This is a genomic window from Variovorax glacialis (genome assembly GCF_051216375.1).
GTDB lineage: Bacteria > Pseudomonadota > Gammaproteobacteria > Burkholderiales > Burkholderiaceae_C > Variovorax.
The window spans coordinates 397,941-415,146 of the sequence record NZ_JBPJZT010000003.1 but is presented as its reverse complement, the minus strand read 5'-3'; the positions used below and the strand labels follow the sequence as shown (position 1 = coordinate 415,146).

At 66.3% G+C, this 17,206-nt stretch carries 18 protein-coding genes, 1 tRNA gene and 2 pseudogenes; 14 read left to right on the top strand and 7 right to left on the bottom strand.

Going from position 1 to position 17,206, the window contains the following annotated elements:
* Nucleotides 1-4 precede the first annotated feature (4 nt).
* The 3 genes from ACSFBL_RS10645 (at nt 5) to ACSFBL_RS10635 (ending at nt 3,025) form a co-directional block, all read left to right on the top strand.
* Complete coding sequence (locus tag ACSFBL_RS10645) at nt 5-967, top strand: AraC-like ligand-binding domain-containing protein (RefSeq protein ID WP_435515729.1); 963 nt, start codon at nt 5-7, stop codon at nt 965-967.
* Between the two features lie 166 nt (nt 968-1,133).
* Nucleotides 1,134-2,576, top strand: a complete 1,443-nt coding sequence (locus ACSFBL_RS10640; protein WP_435515728.1) for a DUF2252 domain-containing protein — start codon at nt 1,134-1,136, stop codon at nt 2,574-2,576.
* 11 nt (nt 2,577-2,587) lie between these two features.
* Nucleotides 2,588-3,025, top strand: a complete 438-nt coding sequence (locus tag ACSFBL_RS10635; RefSeq protein ID WP_435515727.1) for an iron chaperone — start codon at nt 2,588-2,590, stop codon at nt 3,023-3,025.
* A gap of 18 nt (nt 3,026-3,043) precedes the next feature.
* On the opposite strand, the gene ACSFBL_RS10630 is transcribed toward ACSFBL_RS10635, so the two are convergent.
* The gene (locus ACSFBL_RS10630) at nt 3,044-3,931 is read right to left on the bottom strand and encodes a LysR family transcriptional regulator (protein WP_435515726.1); all 888 of its coding nucleotides are present in this window, start codon (nt 3,929-3,931) and stop codon (nt 3,044-3,046) included.
* Between the two features lie 108 nt (nt 3,932-4,039).
* Here ACSFBL_RS10630 and ACSFBL_RS10625 point away from each other — a divergent pair, with 108 nt between their 5' ends.
* The gene (locus tag ACSFBL_RS10625) at nt 4,040-5,050 is read left to right on the top strand and encodes a zinc-dependent alcohol dehydrogenase family protein (protein WP_435515725.1); all 1,011 of its coding nucleotides are present in this window, start codon (nt 4,040-4,042) and stop codon (nt 5,048-5,050) included.
* A gap of 10 nt (nt 5,051-5,060) precedes the next feature.
* On the opposite strand, the gene ACSFBL_RS10620 is transcribed toward ACSFBL_RS10625, so the two are convergent.
* The gene (locus tag ACSFBL_RS10620; RefSeq protein ID WP_435515724.1) at nt 5,061-5,792 is read right to left on the bottom strand and encodes an oxygen-binding di-iron domain-containing protein; all 732 of its coding nucleotides are present in this window, start codon (nt 5,790-5,792) and stop codon (nt 5,061-5,063) included.
* 176 nt (nt 5,793-5,968) lie between these two features.
* On the opposite strand from ACSFBL_RS10620, the gene ACSFBL_RS10615 reads away from it, so the two are divergent.
* The 4 genes from ACSFBL_RS10615 to ACSFBL_RS10600 are packed head-to-tail and all read left to right on the top strand — an operon-like array spanning nt 5,969 to nt 8,930.
* Entirely contained in the window at nt 5,969-6,856 is an 888-nt protein-coding gene (locus tag ACSFBL_RS10615; protein WP_435515723.1) for an HTD2 family dehydratase, read from the top strand.
* A complete protein-coding gene (locus tag ACSFBL_RS10610; RefSeq protein WP_435515722.1) occupies nt 6,853-8,013 on the top strand; it encodes an acyl-CoA dehydrogenase family protein in 1,161 nt (386 codons plus the stop codon). Before ACSFBL_RS10615 ends, ACSFBL_RS10610 begins: the two co-directional genes overlap by 4 nt.
* Nucleotides 8,014-8,068: 55 nt before the next feature.
* A complete protein-coding gene (locus ACSFBL_RS10605; RefSeq protein ID WP_435515721.1) occupies nt 8,069-8,488 on the top strand; it encodes a hypothetical protein in 420 nt (139 codons plus the stop codon).
* A 28-nt stretch (nt 8,489-8,516) separates the two neighbouring features.
* On the top strand, nt 8,517-8,930 hold the full coding sequence (locus ACSFBL_RS10600) for a PaaI family thioesterase (RefSeq protein ID WP_435515720.1): 414 nt from the start codon (nt 8,517-8,519) through the stop codon (nt 8,928-8,930).
* A gap of 54 nt (nt 8,931-8,984) precedes the next feature.
* On the opposite strand, the pseudogene ACSFBL_RS10595 reads toward ACSFBL_RS10600, so the two are convergent.
* Nucleotides 8,985-9,434, bottom strand: a pseudogene (locus ACSFBL_RS10595) (LysR substrate-binding domain-containing protein); the annotation flags it as partial.
* Between the two features lie 17 nt (nt 9,435-9,451).
* Here ACSFBL_RS10595 and ACSFBL_RS10590 point away from each other — a divergent pair.
* Together ACSFBL_RS10590 and ACSFBL_RS10585 are read left to right on the top strand one after the other, a co-directional pair.
* Nucleotides 9,452-9,619: pseudogene (locus ACSFBL_RS10590) on the top strand (isocitrate/isopropylmalate family dehydrogenase); the annotation flags it as partial.
* Nucleotides 9,620-9,656: 37 nt separating this feature from the next.
* Nucleotides 9,657-10,286 carry a LysE family translocator gene (locus ACSFBL_RS10585; protein ID WP_435515719.1) on the top strand — a complete coding sequence of 210 codons (630 nt, stop codon included), beginning with the start codon at nt 9,657-9,659 and terminating at the stop codon, nt 10,284-10,286.
* Between the two features lie 19 nt (nt 10,287-10,305).
* Here the strand turns inward: ACSFBL_RS10585 and ACSFBL_RS10580 are convergent, their stop codons facing one another.
* Entirely contained in the window at nt 10,306-11,097 is a 792-nt protein-coding gene (locus tag ACSFBL_RS10580) for an SDR family NAD(P)-dependent oxidoreductase (protein WP_435515718.1), read from the bottom strand.
* A 24-nt stretch (nt 11,098-11,121) separates the two neighbouring features.
* Entirely contained in the window at nt 11,122-11,949 is an 828-nt protein-coding gene (locus ACSFBL_RS10575; RefSeq protein WP_435515717.1) for a thioesterase family protein, read from the bottom strand.
* Nucleotides 11,950-12,071: 122 nt separating this feature from the next.
* On the opposite strand from ACSFBL_RS10575, the gene ACSFBL_RS10570 reads away from it, so the two are divergent.
* Both ACSFBL_RS10570 and ACSFBL_RS10565 read left to right on the top strand, forming a co-directional pair.
* Nucleotides 12,072-12,965 carry a DUF72 domain-containing protein gene (locus tag ACSFBL_RS10570; RefSeq protein WP_435515716.1) on the top strand — a complete coding sequence of 298 codons (894 nt, stop codon included), beginning with the start codon at nt 12,072-12,074 and terminating at the stop codon, nt 12,963-12,965.
* A 69-nt stretch (nt 12,966-13,034) separates the two neighbouring features.
* Nucleotides 13,035-13,226: a hypothetical protein gene (locus ACSFBL_RS10565; RefSeq protein ID WP_435515715.1), complete on the top strand. Its 192-nt coding sequence runs from the start codon at nt 13,035-13,037 to the stop codon at nt 13,224-13,226.
* Nucleotides 13,227-13,283: 57 nt separating this feature from the next.
* Here ACSFBL_RS10565 and ACSFBL_RS10560 read toward each other — a convergent pair.
* Nucleotides 13,284-13,359: transfer RNA gene (locus ACSFBL_RS10560), tRNA-Lys, on the bottom strand.
* A gap of 64 nt (nt 13,360-13,423) precedes the next feature.
* A complete protein-coding gene (gene bktB, locus ACSFBL_RS10555; RefSeq protein ID WP_435515714.1) occupies nt 13,424-14,605 on the bottom strand; it encodes a beta-ketothiolase BktB in 1,182 nt (393 codons plus the stop codon).
* A 100-nt stretch (nt 14,606-14,705) separates the two neighbouring features.
* Between bktB and ACSFBL_RS10550 the strand changes: the two genes are divergently transcribed.
* Nucleotides 14,706-15,413, top strand: coding sequence for an SDR family NAD(P)-dependent oxidoreductase (locus tag ACSFBL_RS10550; protein ID WP_435515713.1), 708 nt, complete (start codon nt 14,706-14,708; stop codon nt 15,411-15,413).
* 220 nt (nt 15,414-15,633) lie between these two features.
* Complete coding sequence (locus tag ACSFBL_RS10545; RefSeq protein WP_435515712.1) at nt 15,634-17,196, top strand: arylsulfatase; 1,563 nt, start codon at nt 15,634-15,636, stop codon at nt 17,194-17,196.
* The last annotated feature ends 10 nt before the right edge of the window (nt 17,197-17,206 follow it).

Here is a 17,206-nt window from a genome sequence, read left to right as displayed (position 1 = left end):
CCGCATGGCCCAAGTGCTCAGCACTGACTTCGTTCCGCGCGAGCAGCGGCTCGCCTACTGGACGGACATGATCTGCAATGTCTACGTGCAGCTCGGATGCGATCCGGTGCAGACGGGCCGCACGGGCGATTTCGACGGCAGCATCCAGCAGCACACGCTGCCCAGCCTCGACGTGTCGGTGGTCACCTCGGGGCCGCAGAAAGTCATCCGGACGCCCAGCCACATTGCGCGCTCGTCCGACGATTACTTCCTGGTCAGCATCCAGGCCCGGGGGCGGGGCGTGGTCCGGCAGGACGGACGCGACGCCGTACTGTCGGTGGGCGATTTCGCGCTCTACGACAGCACGCGGCCCTACCAGTTGCTGTTCGACGATGCCTTCGAGCAGATCGTGCTCAAGCTGCCCGGTGAACGCCTGCGCAGCGAGCTGCGCAAAACACAGACGCTGACCGCCACCACGGTGTCCGGGCGCGAGGGCGCCGGCCATCTGCTGCTCGGCATGATCCGCACGCTGCGCGAGGACATCGACGCGCTGCAGCCCGCATCGGCGCTCGCGGTCGCGAACGGCGTGCTGAGCATCCTCGTGGCCGGCCTGCAGACGCTGCCGGCCGCGCGCTCGCCGGCGCTGAGCAACCTGACAACCTTTCATCTTGCGCGGATCAAGCGGCGCGTCGAGGCGCGGCTGGACGATCCTTCGCTGTCCGTGGGCACGCTCGCCGCGGAACTCGGGATGTCGGTGAGCCAGGTCCATCGCGTGTTCAAGACCGAGCCGCTGACGCCATCGCAATACATCTGGGAGCGGCGGCTCGAGGCCTGCAGCCGCGACCTGCTCGACCCGCGCGTGGCCGGCCGCACGGTCGGCGACGTTGCCTACAGCCGGGGGTTCAGCGACGCGGCGCATTTCAGCCGCGCCTTTCGCGAACGGTTCGGTTGCTCGCCGCGCGAGTGGCGCCAGCAAGCCGCGCATTGATCACCGGCGTGGGCGTGCCTTTCACCGCCATCCACGACGTCCGCTGCCGCACGCTGGCGACCGCCCCGTCCGTCAGCTGAACCCGCTGAGCCCGCGCAATTCCGCCGCCTTTCCCTGGCGTCGAATGCAACCCAGAATGAAGGCCGGCAAGGAAACCGGAGCATTCATGGCACGCACGAAGAAGCCCGAGGCGGAACACGAGGACGCCGCGCGGGCACAGGACCTGTCGAACACGTTCACCGCGCGGAAATCCACTGTCGAAGAGCGCATGGCCGCCGGCAAGGCCCTGCGCGACCGCGTCTCCCGCACGAGCCATGGCGCGTTCGAGCGCCCCTCCGGTGTCGACCCGGTGGGCATCCTGCTCGCCCAGGCCCGGACGCGCCTGCCGCAACTGGTACCGGTCCGACACGCCCGCATGCTGCAGTCGCCGTTCGCGTTCCTTCGGGGCTCGGCCGCGGTGATGGCCGCCGACCTCGCGCCCAGCCCGACGACGGGGCTGCGCGTGCAGGCCTGCGGCGACATGCACGTCGCCAACTTCGGCGTGTTCGCGTCGGCCGAGCGGCAGCTCGTCTTCGCGATCAACGATTTCGACGAGACCCAGCCCGGCCCGTGGGAGTGGGACATGAAGCGGCTCGCGGCCAGCGCGTACCTCGCCTCCAGGCACCTGGGCGGCGATCGGGAGGCGCGCGAAGCCGCGGTGCGCTCCGCGGCAACGTGCTACCGGCAGCGCATGCGGCGCTACGCCGGAATGGGCCTTCTCGAAAGCTGGTACGACACCATCCACAGCGCGCGATTGCTGGAGGCGCTGCCCTACTGGTTGCGCGATGGCGCCTCCAACCTGCTCGACAAGGCACGCAAGCGCAACCACCTGCAGGTGCTCGACAAGTTGACCGACCTGGTGGACGACAAGCACCGGATCGTCGAGCAGCACCCTTTCATCGTGCGCGTGACCCACACCTCTGCTGGCAGGCCGGTGGACGATGCGCTGGGGCACTTCCTCGCTGCCTACCTCGATTCCCTCGCGCCGGAGCGCCGCTATCTGCTGTCGCGCTACACGGTGCTCGATGTGGCCCAGAAGGTGGTTGGGGTGGGCAGCGTCGGCACGCGTTGCTACGTGGTGCTGATGCAGGGCAGGGACGAGGACGACCCGCTCTTCCTGCAGATCAAGGAGGCGCAGCCCTCGGTGCTGTCGCCCTACGTGCCCTGGCCCGGATCGAACGGCGGGCCCCTGAACGAAGGGCAGCGCGTGGTGGTGGGGCAGCGGCTCATCCAGGGCTCGCCCGACATCTTCCTGGGCTGGGGTCACCTCGACGGAACCGATTTCTACGTTCGCCAGTTGCGCGACATGAAGGGCGGCATCGAACTGGAAATGGGCCAGACCTCGCCTTCCGCGTTCTCCGAATACTGCGGGATCTGCGGCTGGGCCCTGGCGCTGGCACACGCCAAGTCGGGCGATGCAGCCATGATCGCCGGCTATCTCGGCAAGTCGGAGTCCTTCGACGACGCGCTGGTGCGGTACGCGAGCGCCTATGCGGAGCAGACCGAGCGCGACCATGAGGCTTTCGCCGCGGCGGCGCGCAGCGGGCGGGTCGAAGTCGCTTCTCCGTGAAGGACACGCGCATGCTGGAAGACGAGGCCAATCAAGTCGAGATGGCGAACCGGAAGGAAGCGCCCGCCACGATCGATGCGTACATCTCCGGATTTCCGCCAGACGTGCAAGCGATTCTTCAGAAGATCCGGCAGACGGTGCGGAACGCGGCGCCCGGTGCAGAGGAAGTCATCAGCTACCGGATGCCGGCATTCAGGCTGAACGGAATCATCGTGTACTTCGCGGCCTTCAAGAAGCACATCGGCATCTATCCGCCAGTCAAGGGCGACGCACGCCTCGAAAAGGCCGTCTCGCCCTACGCGGGGGAAAAGGGCAATCTGCGATTTCCGCTGGACGAGCCGATTCCTTTCAAGCTGATCGAGCGGATCACGCAGTTTCGCCTGAAGCAGAATTTGGCGCGCACCGCCGGTCGGCGCGGTACCAGAAAGCGCGATGAGCACACCCCTTGAAGTCCTCTCTCCGATGACTTAGAGCGTGCGCGAGTCGCTGCCCGACGTCGAAGTGCCCTCGCCGATGCTTTCGATCACCAGGTCCAGGAACGCTCGCAGCCGTGCCAGTCCACGCAGGTCCTGGTGATAGGCGAACCACACGTCCCTACCCGGAGGTGGCGGTTGCACGTCGTGTCTTTCGATACCGGGAAACTCGTCACCCAGCAGCGTCGGCAACACGGCAAAGCCCGCTCCCAACGCGCATGTGCGAGCCTGCACATCGCGGTTGTTGCTACCCAGCGCAAAGGTGGCGCCCGGAAACGTGCTTCGCAGCCAGTGCACGTCCGGAAGGTCCTCGAACGCCGCATCCAGGGTGATGAGCCGGGTGCCCATGCCGTCGCCAACCGCAGGCGGAGGCATGCCGGCCGGGCCGTACAAGGCATAGGTCATGTGCATGAGCTGCCGCTGGACAACCTCCGGACTCTCCGAAGGCCGAATGCGAAACACCAGTTCGGCTTCGCGTCGGGCAAGGTCGCGGAAGCGCGTGTCCGTGATGAGATCGATGCGCACCGCCGGATGCAGCGCAACGAATCGGGCGACGATGGGCGAGAGGACATGCAGTCCGAACCAATCCGAGGACGAGACCCGAAGAAGGCCTTGGAGCTCGCCGCCCTGTCCTGCAAGTTGTCGCTCGATGGCAAGCGCCTCTTCTTCCATCCGCTCGGCATGCAGGAGCACGGACGCGCCTTCATCCGTGAGTTGAAACCCGTCGCGCCCGCGCTGGAACAGCCGTTGGCCGGTCGAGTCTTCCAGCGCGCGAACGCGACGTCCCATCGTCGGCTGGGACATCCCCAACAGCTGTGCCGCACCACTCAGCGAACCCGAGCGAGCGACTGCCAGAAAGATGCGGACATCACTCCAGTCCATGGGTATTCACATATGAATAGCGAGAGTTCATTTTTGTGAATTTACATGCAGGGATGAAGGTCGCAAAGTGGAGGCCTGGATTCAATTCATCTCAAAAAGGACTTTCCCATGCCAGACCCAGTCGTTCCCGCCACCATGCAGGCCGCCGTTGTTCGCGAGACCAACGGCCCCTTCGAGATCGTCGACCGTCCCGTTCCGGATGTCCGTCCAGGGCATGTCCTGGTGCGCATCCACGCCAGCGGCGTCAATCCGCTCGACACCAAGATCCGCGCCGGGATGGCAGCACATGCCAGGCATTCGCTGCCGGCGGTTCTCGGGATGGACTTGGCTGGGGTCGTCGTCGGGGTCGGCGCGGGAGTCGCGCGCTTTCAGGTCGGCGATGAGGTCTACGGTCTCGTCGGCGGCGTGGGCGGCCTGCAAGGGACCCTGGCGACGTACGCCGCGGTCGACGCGGACCTGCTCGCGCACAAGCCGAAGAGCCAGTCCTTCCGGGACGCCGCCGCACTCCCGCTGGTCTCCATCACCGCCTGGGAAGGCTTGATGGACCGCGCTCGCACCGGTGCCGGTCACAAGGTCCTCGTTCATGGCGGAGCGGGCGGCGTCGGGCACGTGGCCATTCAGATTGCGCGCGCAGCGGGCGCCGACGTCTACGCGACGGCGAAGCCCTCGCAGTTCGATGTCGTCCGTTCGTTTGGCGCCACGCCCATCGACTACACGGCGTCGACGCCTGCCGACTATGTGCAGGCGCACACGGAGGGCGAGGGATTCGACGTGGTGTACGACACCGTGGGCGGCGCTACGCTCGATGCGTCCTTCGTTTCCGTGCGTCCGTACACCGGCCACGTCGTGAGCGCCCTGGGGTGGGGTACCCATTCGCTGGCGCCGCTGTCTTTTCGCGGGGCAACTTATTCAGGCGTTTTCACGCTGATGCCGATGCTCAGTGGCAAGGGCCGCGCCCACCACGGAGAAATCCTGGCCCAGGTCGCCAGACTGGTCGATGCGAGTCAACTTCGCCCTCTCGTGGACACCCAGAGATTCACGCTCGGCCAAGCGGGCGACGCGCACGCCCGCGTGACGAGCGGTCAAGCGGTGGGCAAAGTGGTCGTCGACATCGCCTGAAGCGCTCGACTCAACGCGTCTCCGCCAGCGCCTCCGAGAGCTGGCGCAACAAGGATGCGCCGTCGCCTTGCCAGGCGCTTCCGTGCATGCATGCGAATGTGCGGGGCGCCTGCTGCGCCAGCTCGGCCAGAAGTTCGGCCGTGCGCGGTGCATGCGCGTAGTAGTCCATCTGGTGTCGAAAGGCCTCGCTCGGCCCCAGGATGTCGGCGTCGGTGAGCGCCTTCTCGCTGTTGCCGGGCTGGGTGAAGAGGTCGCCGCAGAAGAATGTGCGCGTGCCCGTGTCCATCATCAGGCCGCATTCCCAGCCATGGGGAAGGTGCGGCGTATCGAACCAGCGCATCGTGTGGCTGCCGAGCGCGAGTTCTTCGCCATCTGCCAGCGCGCGCGGCGGACGGTCCGCGAGGTCGCCCATCGAGACCATGGCCGCGATGCTCCCGCACAGCGGCACGGCTTGCGGCGCCGCGGCGAGTAACAGGTTCATCGCACCGCACTCGTCGGCCTCGACATGGGACAACCCGATATACCGGAGGCGATCGACGGGCATCACGCTGGCGATGGCCTCGCTGACCAGCGGGAAGAGCTGGCGCGGCCCCGAGTGGAACAACAGCGGCTCGTCGTCCACCACCAGATACTGATTGAAGCTGAACAGGTTGCCGTCGGGCAGCGGCATCGGCGTATTGATGCGGAATATGCCTGCGGCGATTTCCTGGACGTTGGTGCCGGACTGTGGATTCGTGACCATGCATGCCTCCTTTGCAGACGGGGCGAGACCTGGATACGTGTGCAAGGCGCGACGGTACTCCAAATCGATCTGATCGACATCAGAGTCAACCGCCGTCTTTTGCCGAGAAAGGGTTCGGCAGCATCGAGCAGCGGCGCCGGCAAAGGGATAGATTCAGACGGATCGAAGGAGCATAGATGACCGAAGCCCTGGACCTCGAACACCTGCGCAGCTGGATCGACCAGACCGAGACGCGCGACGATCCGCTATCTCCGTGGACGGCCAGCGCAATGGCCGCCACCGTGCGAAACGACGAACGCGAATGGCAGCCCGGCGAAGTCCTGCCGCCGCTGTGGCACTGGTGCTTCTTCCTGCCGGTCGCGCCGCAGAACGGGCTCGGCCCTGACGGGCATCCCGCGCGCGGCGGATTTCTCCCGCCGGTGCCTTTGCCGCGGCGCATGTGGGCGAGCAGCCAGTTCGAGTTCATGACGCCGCTGCGGCTCGCGACCCCGGCGACCAGGACATCGCGCGTGGCCGATGTCAACCTCAAGCAGGGCAAGGGCGGTGCATTGGTGTTCGTGAAGGTGGCGCACGAGGTCCATGCCGGCGGCACGCTGCTGCTGCGCGAGTTCCATGACATCGTCTACCGCGAGGCACCGAAGCCGGGTGAGTCCGCGCCACCGCAGACCCCGCCGGCCGATGCGACCTGGTCGGTCGAGCACCGGCCCGATGCGACGCTGCTGTTCCGCTATTCGGCGTTGACTTTCAACAGCCACCGCATCCACTACGACTATCCCTACGTCACGCAGGTCGAGGGCTACGACGACCTCGTCGTGCACGGCCCGCTGATCGCCACGCTGCTGCTCGAAGCAGCGCAGCAGCACAACCACGGGCTCGCGGTGCGCTCGTACAGCTTCAGGGCCGTCCGGCCGCTGACCTGTGGCAAATTGCTGCGCGTGTGCGGCCATGCGCCGCAGTTCGACGGCGCCGTCACGCTGGGCCGAGGATGCACAGGGCGCCCTGTTGATGCAGGCCAGTGCCAGATTCGAATGAAGCGTCTGTCCCCTGCGAGCCTAAAGCCATGAGCGATCCCAACCCCCGTCACCAGGACATCCGCGATGCGGTGCGCGACCTGTGCGCGCAGTTTCCTAACGAATACTTCCGCAAGGCCGACGAGGCACGCGCCTATCCGGCCGAGTTCGTCGATGCGTTAACCAGGGCCGGCTGGATGGCCGCGCTGATTCCGCAGGCCTATGGCGGCTCGGGCCTGGGCCTGACCGAGGCCTCGGTGATCATGGAAGAGATCAACCGCGCCGGCGGCAACTCCGGTGCCTGCCACGGCCAGATGTACAACATGGGCACGCTGCTGCGCCATGGCTCCGAAGCGCAGAAGCAGCAGTATCTGCCGAAGATCGCCAGCGGCGATTTGCGATTGCAATCGATGGGCGTGACAGAGCCTTCCACCGGCACCGACACCACCAGGATCAAGACGATGGCGGTGAAGAAGGGTGACCGCTACGTCATCAACGGCCAGAAGGTGTGGATCTCGCGCATCCAGCACTCCGACCTGATGATCCTGCTGGCACGCACCACGGCGCTGGCCGACGTGAAGAAGAAGTCCGAGGGCATGTCGATCTTCATCGTCGACCTGCGCGAGGCCATCGGCAAGGGCCTGACCGTGCGGCCCATCCTGAACATGGTCAACCACGAGACCAACGAGCTGTTCTTCGAGAACCTCGAGATTCCGGCCGAGAACCTCATCGGCGAGGAAGGGCAGGGCTTCAGGTACATCCTCGACGGACTGAACGCCGAGCGCACGCTGATCGCCGCGGAGTGCATCGGCGACGGCTACTGGTTCATCGACAAGGTCACGGCGTACACCAAGGAGCGCGTGGTGTTCGGTCGTCCGATCGGGCAGAACCAGGGCGTGCAGTTCCCCATTGCCGAGGCCTTCATCGAGATCGAGGCGGCCGACCTCATGCGCTACGAGGCCTGCCGCCGCTTCGACGCGCACGAGCCCTGCGGCGCGCAGGCCAACATGGCGAAGTACCTCGCGGCCAAGGCCTCGTGGGAAGCGGCCAACGCCTGCCTGCAGTTCCATGGCGGCTTCGGCTTCGCGGCCGAGTACGACGTGGAGCGCAAGTTCCGCGAGACGCGGCTCTACCAGGTGGCGCCGATCTCGACCAACCTGATCCTGAGCTACGTTGCCGAGCACATGCTCGGGCTGCCGAGGAGTTTCTGATGTGATGGGTGTCGATGTGCGAGGATGGCGGCCGGTGCATTGACGGGGTCCGCAGATGCCGAATCCATGGAAGCGTCGCTTCATCCTGTTCGTCCAGCGTTTCTGGCAGCCGACCAGCGCCTGCATGACCTGCATGCCGGGAAGCCTCGGGGACCTGCTGAGCGCCCCTCACTGGGCGCTCGCTCTGCAGACGGGCCTGTTCACCGGCATCCTCGCGGTGCTCCTGACCTTCACGCCTGCCAGCAAGCTGTTCGCCAATCGCTACGGCAATGCGTTGATCGTCGGCCTCCTCACGATGATCGGCGACACCTTTTCGCATCCGGGCCACTACGGCATCCCGCATCTGGAGGCCGTGGTCACCGGGGTCATCTCGGGGCTGCTGGCGCTGGCTGGCTCGTACGTGTTCGAGGACCGCGCCCGAAGGCTGCGGGCGCTCTGGGCGCGGATCCGCGGGCGCGAGCAGCAAGCCCGCTGACCGATTGGATGCGACGACAATCCCACCGATGAACGACGATCTCGACGCTCGAATCCGCTCGGGCCAGGCCCTGAGCGAATCGATGGGCAATTTCCACGTGACCGGCTGGGATCCCGAGCGGAAGGCCCTGAAGGCGGCCTTCACGGTTCGGCGCGAGTACTGCCACACGAATGGCACGATCGCACAGGGCGGCTTCATCACGGCCTGGCTCGACGCGGCGATGGCGCACGCGGTGATCCACGACACCGGGCACGCGCAGACGGTGTTCAGCCTCGAGATCAAGGTCAGCTTCTACGAGAAGGTCGGTCCCGGCGAGGGATGGGTCGAGGGGCGGGTCATCCGGCGCGGCAAGCGCGTGGCGTTTCTCGAAGGTGCGCTCTACAACGCCGACGGCAAGCTGGCGGCGGAAGCGACGTCGACCGGCATCCTTGCGGATCTCTAGAGGCGCGGCGCAGCAGCCACGCTGGTCTTCGGCCGAGTCGGCCTCGGCCGCGAGCCATGCTTCGAAATCGAGCACCCGCTGGGGCACGGGACGGTCCGCACGCCACGCCATGAAGTAGCCGCCGTCGGTCGGCACGCGCAGATGGAAGGGCGCCACCAGCCGGCCGCTGGCGAGGTCGTCGCGCACGAAAGCCAGCAGCGCCACCATCACGCCCAGTTCTTCGCCAGCCGCCTGGTAGGCCATGGCCGCGTTCTCGAACTTCAGGCCGCGATTGCCGTCGATGCCCTTGGTCCCTGCCGCAGCCAGCCAGGTTGGCCAGTCCTGCGGGCGGTTCAGCGAACACAGGAGCGCATGCTGCGCCAGGTCCGCAGGCTCGCGCAGCGGCGGCTCGCGCTGCAGCAGGCCGGGCGCGCAGACAGGCAGCAGCGTTTCGCGGAACAGCAACCGGAAGCCCGCGCCGGTGGGCGGACGCGGCTCGGAATGGATGCTGACGTCGACGTCGTCGCGGTCGAAGTCGGCGGCTGCGCTACTCGTTCGCGCAACCCGCCCATGCGGAGCGCGTGGAAAGCGCGGTGCGGCGGGTGCTCGCCGACGGCTTGCGCACCGGGGACATCTTTCAGTCCGGTTGCACGCGGGTGGGGACGGAGGAAATGGGGGACGCGGTGGTGGCGGCGCTGGGCCGGAAGTAGTCCCTGCCCCGGAGGGCTTTCGCGGGACAATCGGCCCATGTTCCCGCTCGACATCCTCCTCACCTATCTCGCGGCGTGCCTCGTTGTGGTCCTGGCCCCCGGTCCGGACAACATCCTTGCCATCAGCCGCGGCTTGAGCCAGGGACGGGCCGCCGCGTGCCTCTCGTCCGCCGGGGCCGGGCTCGGCATCATGTTCCATACCGTTGCCGCGGCACTCGGGCTGTCGCTGGTCATCCAGGCATCGCCCGTGGCGTTCTGGGTGGTGAAGGCGGCCGGCGGGCTCTACCTGCTGTGGCTGGGCTACAGGGCGCTCTCGTCCAGGGATCTGATCTCCTTCCAGCCGAGCGCGCTCCAGCCCTTGCGCAAGGTGTTCCTCACCGGCCTGTTGTCCAACGTGCTCAATCCCAAACCGGGGCTTTTCGTGCTCGCGTTCCTGCCCCAGTTCGTGAGTGCGGGGCGCGGGTCCGTGACGATGCAGATGCTGGTCTACGGCGCCATCTTCGCGGTGATGACGGCGATCATCTTCAGCATCCTGGGCGGCATGGCGTCACAGTTGTCCGCGTGGCTTCAGCGGCATCCGCGCTTCGGCACCGGCCTGAACGTCGGTGCGGGCCTGACCTTCATCGCGTCGGGGCTGTCGGTGCTGGCGCTGAAGCAGCGCGCGTGACACCGGGGCTTTCAGCGCGTCAGAAGGCGCTCTTGGTGCAGCCGCCGTCGACCCGCAGCGCCGCGCCCGTCGTTCCCGACGACAGCGGACTGGCGATGTAGGCGACCATCGTGGCGATCTCCTCCGGCGCCTCGAAGCGCTTGATGAGCGAGGTGGGCCGCACCTTCTCGAAGAACTCTTTCTCGAAGGCCTCGAAGGTCTTGCCGTCGGCCTTGGCGAGGGTGTCGACGAACTCGCCGACGCCGCGGGAGCGGGTCGGACCCGGCAGCACGCTGTTGACGGTGATGCCGGTACCCGCCAGCGATTCCGCCAGGCCCCGCGCCACGGCGATCTGCGCGGTCTTGGTCATGCCGTAGTGGATCATCTCCGCCGGTATCTGCAGGGCGCTTTCGCTCGAGATGAAGATGATGCGGCCCCAGTTCGCGCGCTTCATCGCCGGCAGGCACAGGCGCGCGAGCCGCACGCCGCTCAGCACGTTCACGTCGAAGAAGCGCTTCCAGTCCTCGTCTGGGATCTCCTCGAAGGGCTTGGGTTCGAAGATGCCGAGGTTGTTGACGAGGATCTCGATGCCCGGGAACTTCGCCGCGAGCGCCTCGGCGGCATCGGGCGTGCTCAGGTCGCCCGCGAAGCCCAGCACCTCGCCGCCTTCCGCGGCCTTGATGCCTGCCACGGCCTCGTCGACGGAGGACTGCGCCCGCCCGTTGACGATCACACGTGCGCCTTCGCCGGCCAGCGCCGCCGCGATGGCATGACCGATGCCCGCGGTGCTGCCGGAGACCAGTGCCAACTTACCCTTGAGTTTCAAGTCCATGGATGACCACCTTTCTGGAACTACCTAAGAAGCGCCGCGCTCGCGCAGCACCAGCGTCTGGACGGCAACGCCGATCGGGCCTTGCTCGTCGTAGAGGCGAGACAGCGTCGTGCCCGCGCCGCCCGCATCGGCTTGCGTCTCGGAGGCGAGCCCGACCCATTCGCCGGCCGGCGGGCGATGCAGGTGCACGCTGAGGTCGGCATTGGCGAACAGGAAGCGCTCGACCGGGAGGATCCAGCTCAGCCCGTTGCCGAAATCAGCCGCCGCGGCGGCGCGCATGGCGGGCGAGGTGGGCACGCCTTGCACCACCGGCACGATGAGCCGGAACCACGCCGCGGCCGGGCCGGGCCGGGACGCGGCGCCATGCGCGACGCGTGATTCGATCGCCATGCGATGGAAATATTCGCCGTCGGGCAGGCCGGGGATGCGGACCTCGTCGCTGCAGTCCTTCGGCAGCGGCGACAGCGTCGACGGGTACCAGCCGGGCAGGCCGGCGGGCAGGGCGAGCGTCTGTGCGCGCACCAGGAGCGCATGCGCACGGGCCACGAGCGTGTCGCCGGCCAGGAGGTCGATGGTCACGCGCGTGGTCGAACGCGAGGACTGCACCGTATGACGCGCGGTCAGCGGCGCGAGGGGCACCGGCCTCACCAGCTCGACGCTCAGCCGCGCCAGCTGCCAGCCGGGCTCGGGCATGGCGCTTTCCGCGATGTGCGCCAGCAGCGCAGCCGGTGCGCCGCCATGCTGGGCACGCGGGTCCCACGGGCCGCGGGCGAGGCCGCCGGGGAGCCACGTGTCGCCGTCGCGGGTGAATACGGCGGGCGAGGGCTCGGCGGGGCGAAGGCTTGCGGTCATCGGTCTCGGCGCTGCGGATGCATTCGTTGGACGTGGGGCATTCTAGGAACAACAGGCGCGATGAACCGCAGGTAACAAATCGCCGCGACGCGAAGAACGCCATTCGCCATTAGCATCCGCCCATGGCCATCCTCGTCGGCACCGCCTCCTGGACTGACAAGACGCTGATCGACTGCGGGCGCTTCTATCCGAAGGAAGCGAAGACGCCCGAGGCACGGCTGCGCTACTACGCCTCGATCTTTCCGCTGGTGGAGGTCGATTCGAGCTACTACGCGATCCCGGATCCGGTGACCTCGCGCAACTGGGTCGAGCGCACGCCCGACACCTTCACCTTCAACGTGAAAGCCTTCCGGCTCTTCACCGGCCACCAGACCGACCCCAAGGTGATGCACAAGGACATCAAGGAAGCCCTGGGGACCACCAAGACGCTCTACTACCGCGGCACGCCGCCCGAGATCCGCGCCGAGTTGTGGCGGCGCTTCATCGAGGCGCTGTCGCCGCTCAGGACCGCCGGCAAGCTGGGGCTGGTGCACTTCCAGTTCCCGCCCTGGCTGATGTGCAATCCCGAGGGCCACGCGCAGGTGGAGCACTGCGTGGAGATGATGGAGGGCCATACCGTCAGCATCGAATTCCGGCACCAGTCCTGGCTCGCCGAGGCCCACCGCGCCGCGACGCTCGATTTCGTGCGCGAGATGAAGGCCGTGCACACGATCGTCGATGGGCCACAGGGTTTCGCCAACAGCGTGCCGATGCTGCTCGAGACGACGCATCCGGATTACGCGCTGCTGCGTCTGCACGGGCGCAACACCGACACCTACAACATCAAGGGCGCATCATCCGCCGCCGAGCGCTTCGACTACGACTACCCCGACGGCGAGATCCGCGAACTGGTCGTCGAGGCGCTTCGCATTGCGTACAAGGTGCGGAACACGCACATCATCTTCAACAACTGCGACGAGGACAAAGGGCAGCGCAACGGCATCACCTTCCTGAAGATGCTGCTGGCGCACGGGTGACAATCCCTATCGCGCTTTCAGGGCAGGTCGCCGAAGGTTCGAGGCTGCTTTCATCGGAGCTTTCGCATCATGTCTGCCGAGCGGGAGGGCATCTACCTCGACTGCCGCGCCTGGCAGTTCACGCCCGCGCGCTTCGCGTCCGTCTTCTCGGTGCTTTTCGAGATGGGGCTGACGGACCTTGCGCTGGAAGCCGTGTACGACACGACGAAGAACCGGAACGAGTTTTGCGCCGTGCTGAATAAGCGGGAACGGCGCCCATGAAAAAAGCCTGCTGCCGTTTCCGGTAGCAGGCTTTTTAGCGTTGGTACGCTGTGTTAGTGGTGGGCCCTGAGTGACTCGAACACTCGACCTACGGATTAAGAGTCCGCTGCTCTACCAACTGAGCTAAGAGCCCCTGATCGACTGGTGTGTCGATTCAGGCAATCCCACGATTATAGCCACAACTTCCGGGCAGTCTGTCACACGCGTTCAAAAATGCAGGCGATGCCTTGCCCGCCGCCGATGCACATCGTGACCAGCGCATAGCGGCCCTGGATGCGCTCCAGTTCGTACAGGGCCTTGACGGTGATCAACGCACCGGTCGCACCCACTGGGTGCCCCAGCGAGATGCCCGAACCGTTGGGGTTGACCTTGGCGGGATCGAGGTCCAGGTCCTTGCTCACGGCACAGGCCTGCGCCGCGAAGGCCTCGTTGGCCTCGATCACATCCATGTCGGAGGCCTTCAGGCCGGCCTTCTCCAGCGCCTTGCGCGACGCCGGGACCGGCCCGATGCCCATGTACGCCGGATCCACGCCCGCGAAGGCATAGGCCACGACGCGCGCCATCGGCTTGAGGCCGCGGCGGGCGGCTTCTTCCTTCTCCATCAGCACGACCGCGGCGGCCCCGTCGTTCACGCCGGAGGCATTGCCGGCCGTCACGGTGCCGTTCTCCTTGAGGAAGGCGGGCTTGAGCTTGCTCATGTCCTCGAGCTTCGCGTTGAAGCGCACATGCTCGTCGGTGTCGAACTGCGTCGGGCCCTTGCGGCTTTCCAGCGTCACCGGAACGATCTGCGACTTGAAATAGCCGGACTCGATGGCTTTCTGCGCGCGCTGGTGGCTGGTGAGCGCGGTCTGGTCCTGCGTCTCGCGGCTGATGCCCCACTTCTTCGCGACGTTTTCCGCCGTGATGCCCATGTGGACGGTCTGGAAGGGGTCGTGCAATGCGCCGAGCATCATGTCGACCATCTTCGTGTCGCCCATGCGCGCACCCCAGCGCGCGGTGAGCGACGCGAAGGGTGCGCGGCTCATGTTCTCGGCGCCGCCGCCCACCGCGACCTTGGCGTCGCCGAGCTGGATGCTCTGGGCCGCAGTCACGATGGCCTGCAGGCCCGATCCGCACAGCCGGTTGACGGTCAGGGCCGGCGTTTCCTGGGCGCAGCCACCTTCGATGGCGGCCACGCGCGCCATGTACATGTCGCGCGGCTCGGTGTTGATGACGTGGCCGAAGACGACGTTCTCCACGTCCTTTCCGTCCACCTTGGCGCGCGCCAGCGCCTCCCGGGTGACGAGCGCCGCGAGCTTGGTCGGCGGGACGTCCTTGAGGGCGCCGCCAAAAGTTCCGATGGCGGTGCGCACGCCGCTGACTACAACCACTTCCTTCATGACAGTCTCCGATGCAAAAAACGAAGCGCCGATCATGCCAGCCAGAGGCCCTTCCGAGTGACGCCGGCGTTACCATCCGTGCCCGAACAAGGAGCCTCTGATGATCGATGCCAACACATTCCGTCACGTGGTTGTGACAGGCGCGGCCGGCGCGCTGGGCCGTGCCGTCGTGCAGCACTTTCTCGACCAGGGCGCCCGCGTGGCCCTGATCGACCATCGGATGGACCACCTCGCGAGCACCTTCCCGGGGCTGGACAACTCGCAGCACCTGCTGATCGAGGCCGATGTGACGTCCGTTCCGGCCATGGCCGAGGCGGCAAAGGGCATCCTCACGGCCTTCAAGCAGGTCGACGCGCTGGTGCACATCGCGGGCGGCTTCGAGATGGGCGAGCCGGTGCACGCCCTGAGCCGCGAGGCGTGGGACCGGATGATGACGCTGAACGCCTGGTCCTTCGTGGCCGTCTCGCAGGCGCTGGTGCCCTCGATGATCGAGCGCAAGGCCGGCAGCGTGGTCGCGGTCACCGCGAAGACCGCCTCACGCGGCGCGGCGGCCATGTCGGCCTATATCGCGTCCAAGAGTGCGCTGCAGCGGCTGGTCGAGGCCTCGGCGGCCGAACTGGCGCCGCACCGCATCAACGTCAACAGCGTCGCGCCGAGCGTGCTCGACACGCCGGCCAACCGGCAGGCCATGCCCGACGCCAATCCTGATTCGTGGGTGTCGACCGGCGTCGCCGCGCAGACCATCGGCTTCCTGACATCCCCTGCCGCCGCGGCGCTGCACGGGCAGCACCTGACGCTCGACGCCTGATCCCCGGCGAAGACCTTCCCTGCTGACAGGTCTTGCGGCGTCCGCTTGCACCAAGGTGCATGCGGCCTTTCACCTTTGGACAAGTGCGCTTTGGCCTCGGCGTGCGCATGCTAGCGGTACGCCTCGACGCGTCGCCCGCATGCGGGCGCGTCTTCGCCCCTGTGCGTCGACGTTGCCGTGCATGAGGCGAATCCACCGTGCACCAACCAAGGAGCTTGATATGGCATCGAAGAAACCGGCGGCAGCCAAGCAGCCCAACATTCTCGTGATCTGGGGCGACGACATCGGCATCACGAACCTGAGCTGCTACTCGGACGGCCTGATGGGCTATCGGACGCCGAACATCGACCGCATCGCCAAAGAGGGCATGAAGTTCACCGATTCGTACGGCGAACAGTCCTGCACCGCCGGGCGCTCGTCGTTCATCACCGGGCAGAGTGTGTACCGCACGGGGCTTTCGAAGGTCGGAATTCCGGGCGCGCCCATCGGCATGAACACCGAGATCCTCACCATCGCTGCGCTGCTCAAGAACCAGGGCTACGCGACTGGCCAGTTCGGCAAGAACCACCTCGGCGATCGCAACGCCATGTTGCCCACCAATCACGGCTTCGACGAATTCTTCGGCAACCTGTATCACCTGAATGCCGAGGAAGAGCCCGAGATGTACGACTACTACCCCGAGAAGGACTTCCCGGATTTCCGGAAGAAGGTCGGCCCGCGCGGCGTCGTCCATTCCTGGGCGACCGACAAGGACGACCCCACAGAGGAGCCGCGCTGGGGCCGTGTCGGCAAGCAGAAGATCGATGACACCGGCCCGCTCACCACGAAGCGCATGGAGACCTGCGACGACGAGTTCGCGGCCGCGGCCAAGGACTTCATCGGGCGCCAGCACAAGGACGGCAAGCCCTTCTTCGTGTGGCTGAACTTCACCCACATGCACCTCTTCACGCACACGAAGAAGGAAAGCCTCGGCCAGGCGGGCCGCTGGCAGTCGCCCTACCACGACACGATGATCGACCACGACAAGAACGTGGGCGAGCTGCTCGACTACCTCGACGAACTGGGCATCACCGAAGACACCTTCGTGATGTATTCGACCGACAACGGCCCGCACATGAACAGCTGGCCCGACGGCGCGATGACGCCGTTCCGCAGCGAGAAGAACAGCAACTGGGAAGGCGCCTTCCGCATCCCGATGGTCGTGCGCTGGCCCGGCAAGATCGCTGCCGGCACCGTCTCGAACGGCATCGTGCAGCATCACGACTGGCTGCCCACCTTCCTCGCGATGGCCGGCGAACCCGACATCGTCGAGAAGGCGAAGAAGGGCATCGACGCGATAGGACGCAAGTACAAGAACCACATCGACGGCATCAACCTGCTGCCCTACCTCACGGGGAAGGAGAAGGAGAGTCCGCGCAAGCTCTTCGTCTACATCAGCGACGACGGGGACGTGCTTGGCATCCGCTACGACAACTGGAAGGTCGTGTTCATGGAGCAGCGCGTCACCGGAACGATGCGGATCTGGGGCGAGCCCTTCGTGGCGCTGCGGCTGCCGAAGATCTTCAACCTTCGAACCGATCCGTTCGAGCGCGCCGACGTGACTTCGAACAGCTACTACGAGTGGTTTTTGTATCACGCGTACATCCTCTACGGCGCCTACACCATCGCGGACCAGTTCGCGGCGACCTTCAAGGAGTTCCCGCCGATCCAGAAGCCCAACACCTTCACGATCGACGACGCGCTCTCGAAGATGGCCGAGGCCGCGGCTGGCGGAAGCAACTGAAGGCTGCATT

Excerpts from the sequence above, each read along its gene's own strand:
- ACSFBL_RS10645 (WP_435515729.1), top strand. The coding sequence starts at position 5 with ATGGCCCAAGTGCTCAGCACTGACTTCGTTCCGCGCGAGCAGCGGCTC.
- ACSFBL_RS10640 (WP_435515728.1), top strand. The coding sequence starts at position 1,134 with ATGGCACGCACGAAGAAGCCCGAGGCGGAACACGAGGACGCCGCGCGG.
- ACSFBL_RS10635 (WP_435515727.1), top strand. The coding sequence starts at position 2,588 with ATGCTGGAAGACGAGGCCAATCAAGTCGAGATGGCGAACCGGAAGGAA.
- ACSFBL_RS10630 (WP_435515726.1), bottom strand. The coding sequence starts at position 3,931 with ATGGACTGGAGTGATGTCCGCATCTTTCTGGCAGTCGCTCGCTCGGGT.
- ACSFBL_RS10625 (WP_435515725.1), top strand. The coding sequence starts at position 4,040 with ATGCCAGACCCAGTCGTTCCCGCCACCATGCAGGCCGCCGTTGTTCGC.
- ACSFBL_RS10620 (WP_435515724.1), bottom strand. The coding sequence starts at position 5,792 with ATGGTCACGAATCCACAGTCCGGCACCAACGTCCAGGAAATCGCCGCA.
- ACSFBL_RS10615 (WP_435515723.1), top strand. The coding sequence starts at position 5,969 with ATGACCGAAGCCCTGGACCTCGAACACCTGCGCAGCTGGATCGACCAG.
- ACSFBL_RS10610 (WP_435515722.1), top strand. The coding sequence starts at position 6,853 with ATGAGCGATCCCAACCCCCGTCACCAGGACATCCGCGATGCGGTGCGC.
- ACSFBL_RS10605 (WP_435515721.1), top strand. The coding sequence starts at position 8,069 with ATGCCGAATCCATGGAAGCGTCGCTTCATCCTGTTCGTCCAGCGTTTC.
- ACSFBL_RS10600 (WP_435515720.1), top strand. The coding sequence starts at position 8,517 with ATGAACGACGATCTCGACGCTCGAATCCGCTCGGGCCAGGCCCTGAGC.
- ACSFBL_RS10585 (WP_435515719.1), top strand. The coding sequence starts at position 9,657 with ATGTTCCCGCTCGACATCCTCCTCACCTATCTCGCGGCGTGCCTCGTT.
- ACSFBL_RS10580 (WP_435515718.1), bottom strand. The coding sequence starts at position 11,097 with ATGGACTTGAAACTCAAGGGTAAGTTGGCACTGGTCTCCGGCAGCACC.
- ACSFBL_RS10575 (WP_435515717.1), bottom strand. The coding sequence starts at position 11,949 with ATGACCGCAAGCCTTCGCCCCGCCGAGCCCTCGCCCGCCGTATTCACC.
- ACSFBL_RS10570 (WP_435515716.1), top strand. The coding sequence starts at position 12,072 with ATGGCCATCCTCGTCGGCACCGCCTCCTGGACTGACAAGACGCTGATC.
- ACSFBL_RS10565 (WP_435515715.1), top strand. The coding sequence starts at position 13,035 with ATGTCTGCCGAGCGGGAGGGCATCTACCTCGACTGCCGCGCCTGGCAG.
- bktB (WP_435515714.1), bottom strand. The coding sequence starts at position 14,605 with ATGAAGGAAGTGGTTGTAGTCAGCGGCGTGCGCACCGCCATCGGAACT.
- ACSFBL_RS10550 (WP_435515713.1), top strand. The coding sequence starts at position 14,706 with ATGATCGATGCCAACACATTCCGTCACGTGGTTGTGACAGGCGCGGCC.
- ACSFBL_RS10545 (WP_435515712.1), top strand. The coding sequence starts at position 15,634 with ATGGCATCGAAGAAACCGGCGGCAGCCAAGCAGCCCAACATTCTCGTG.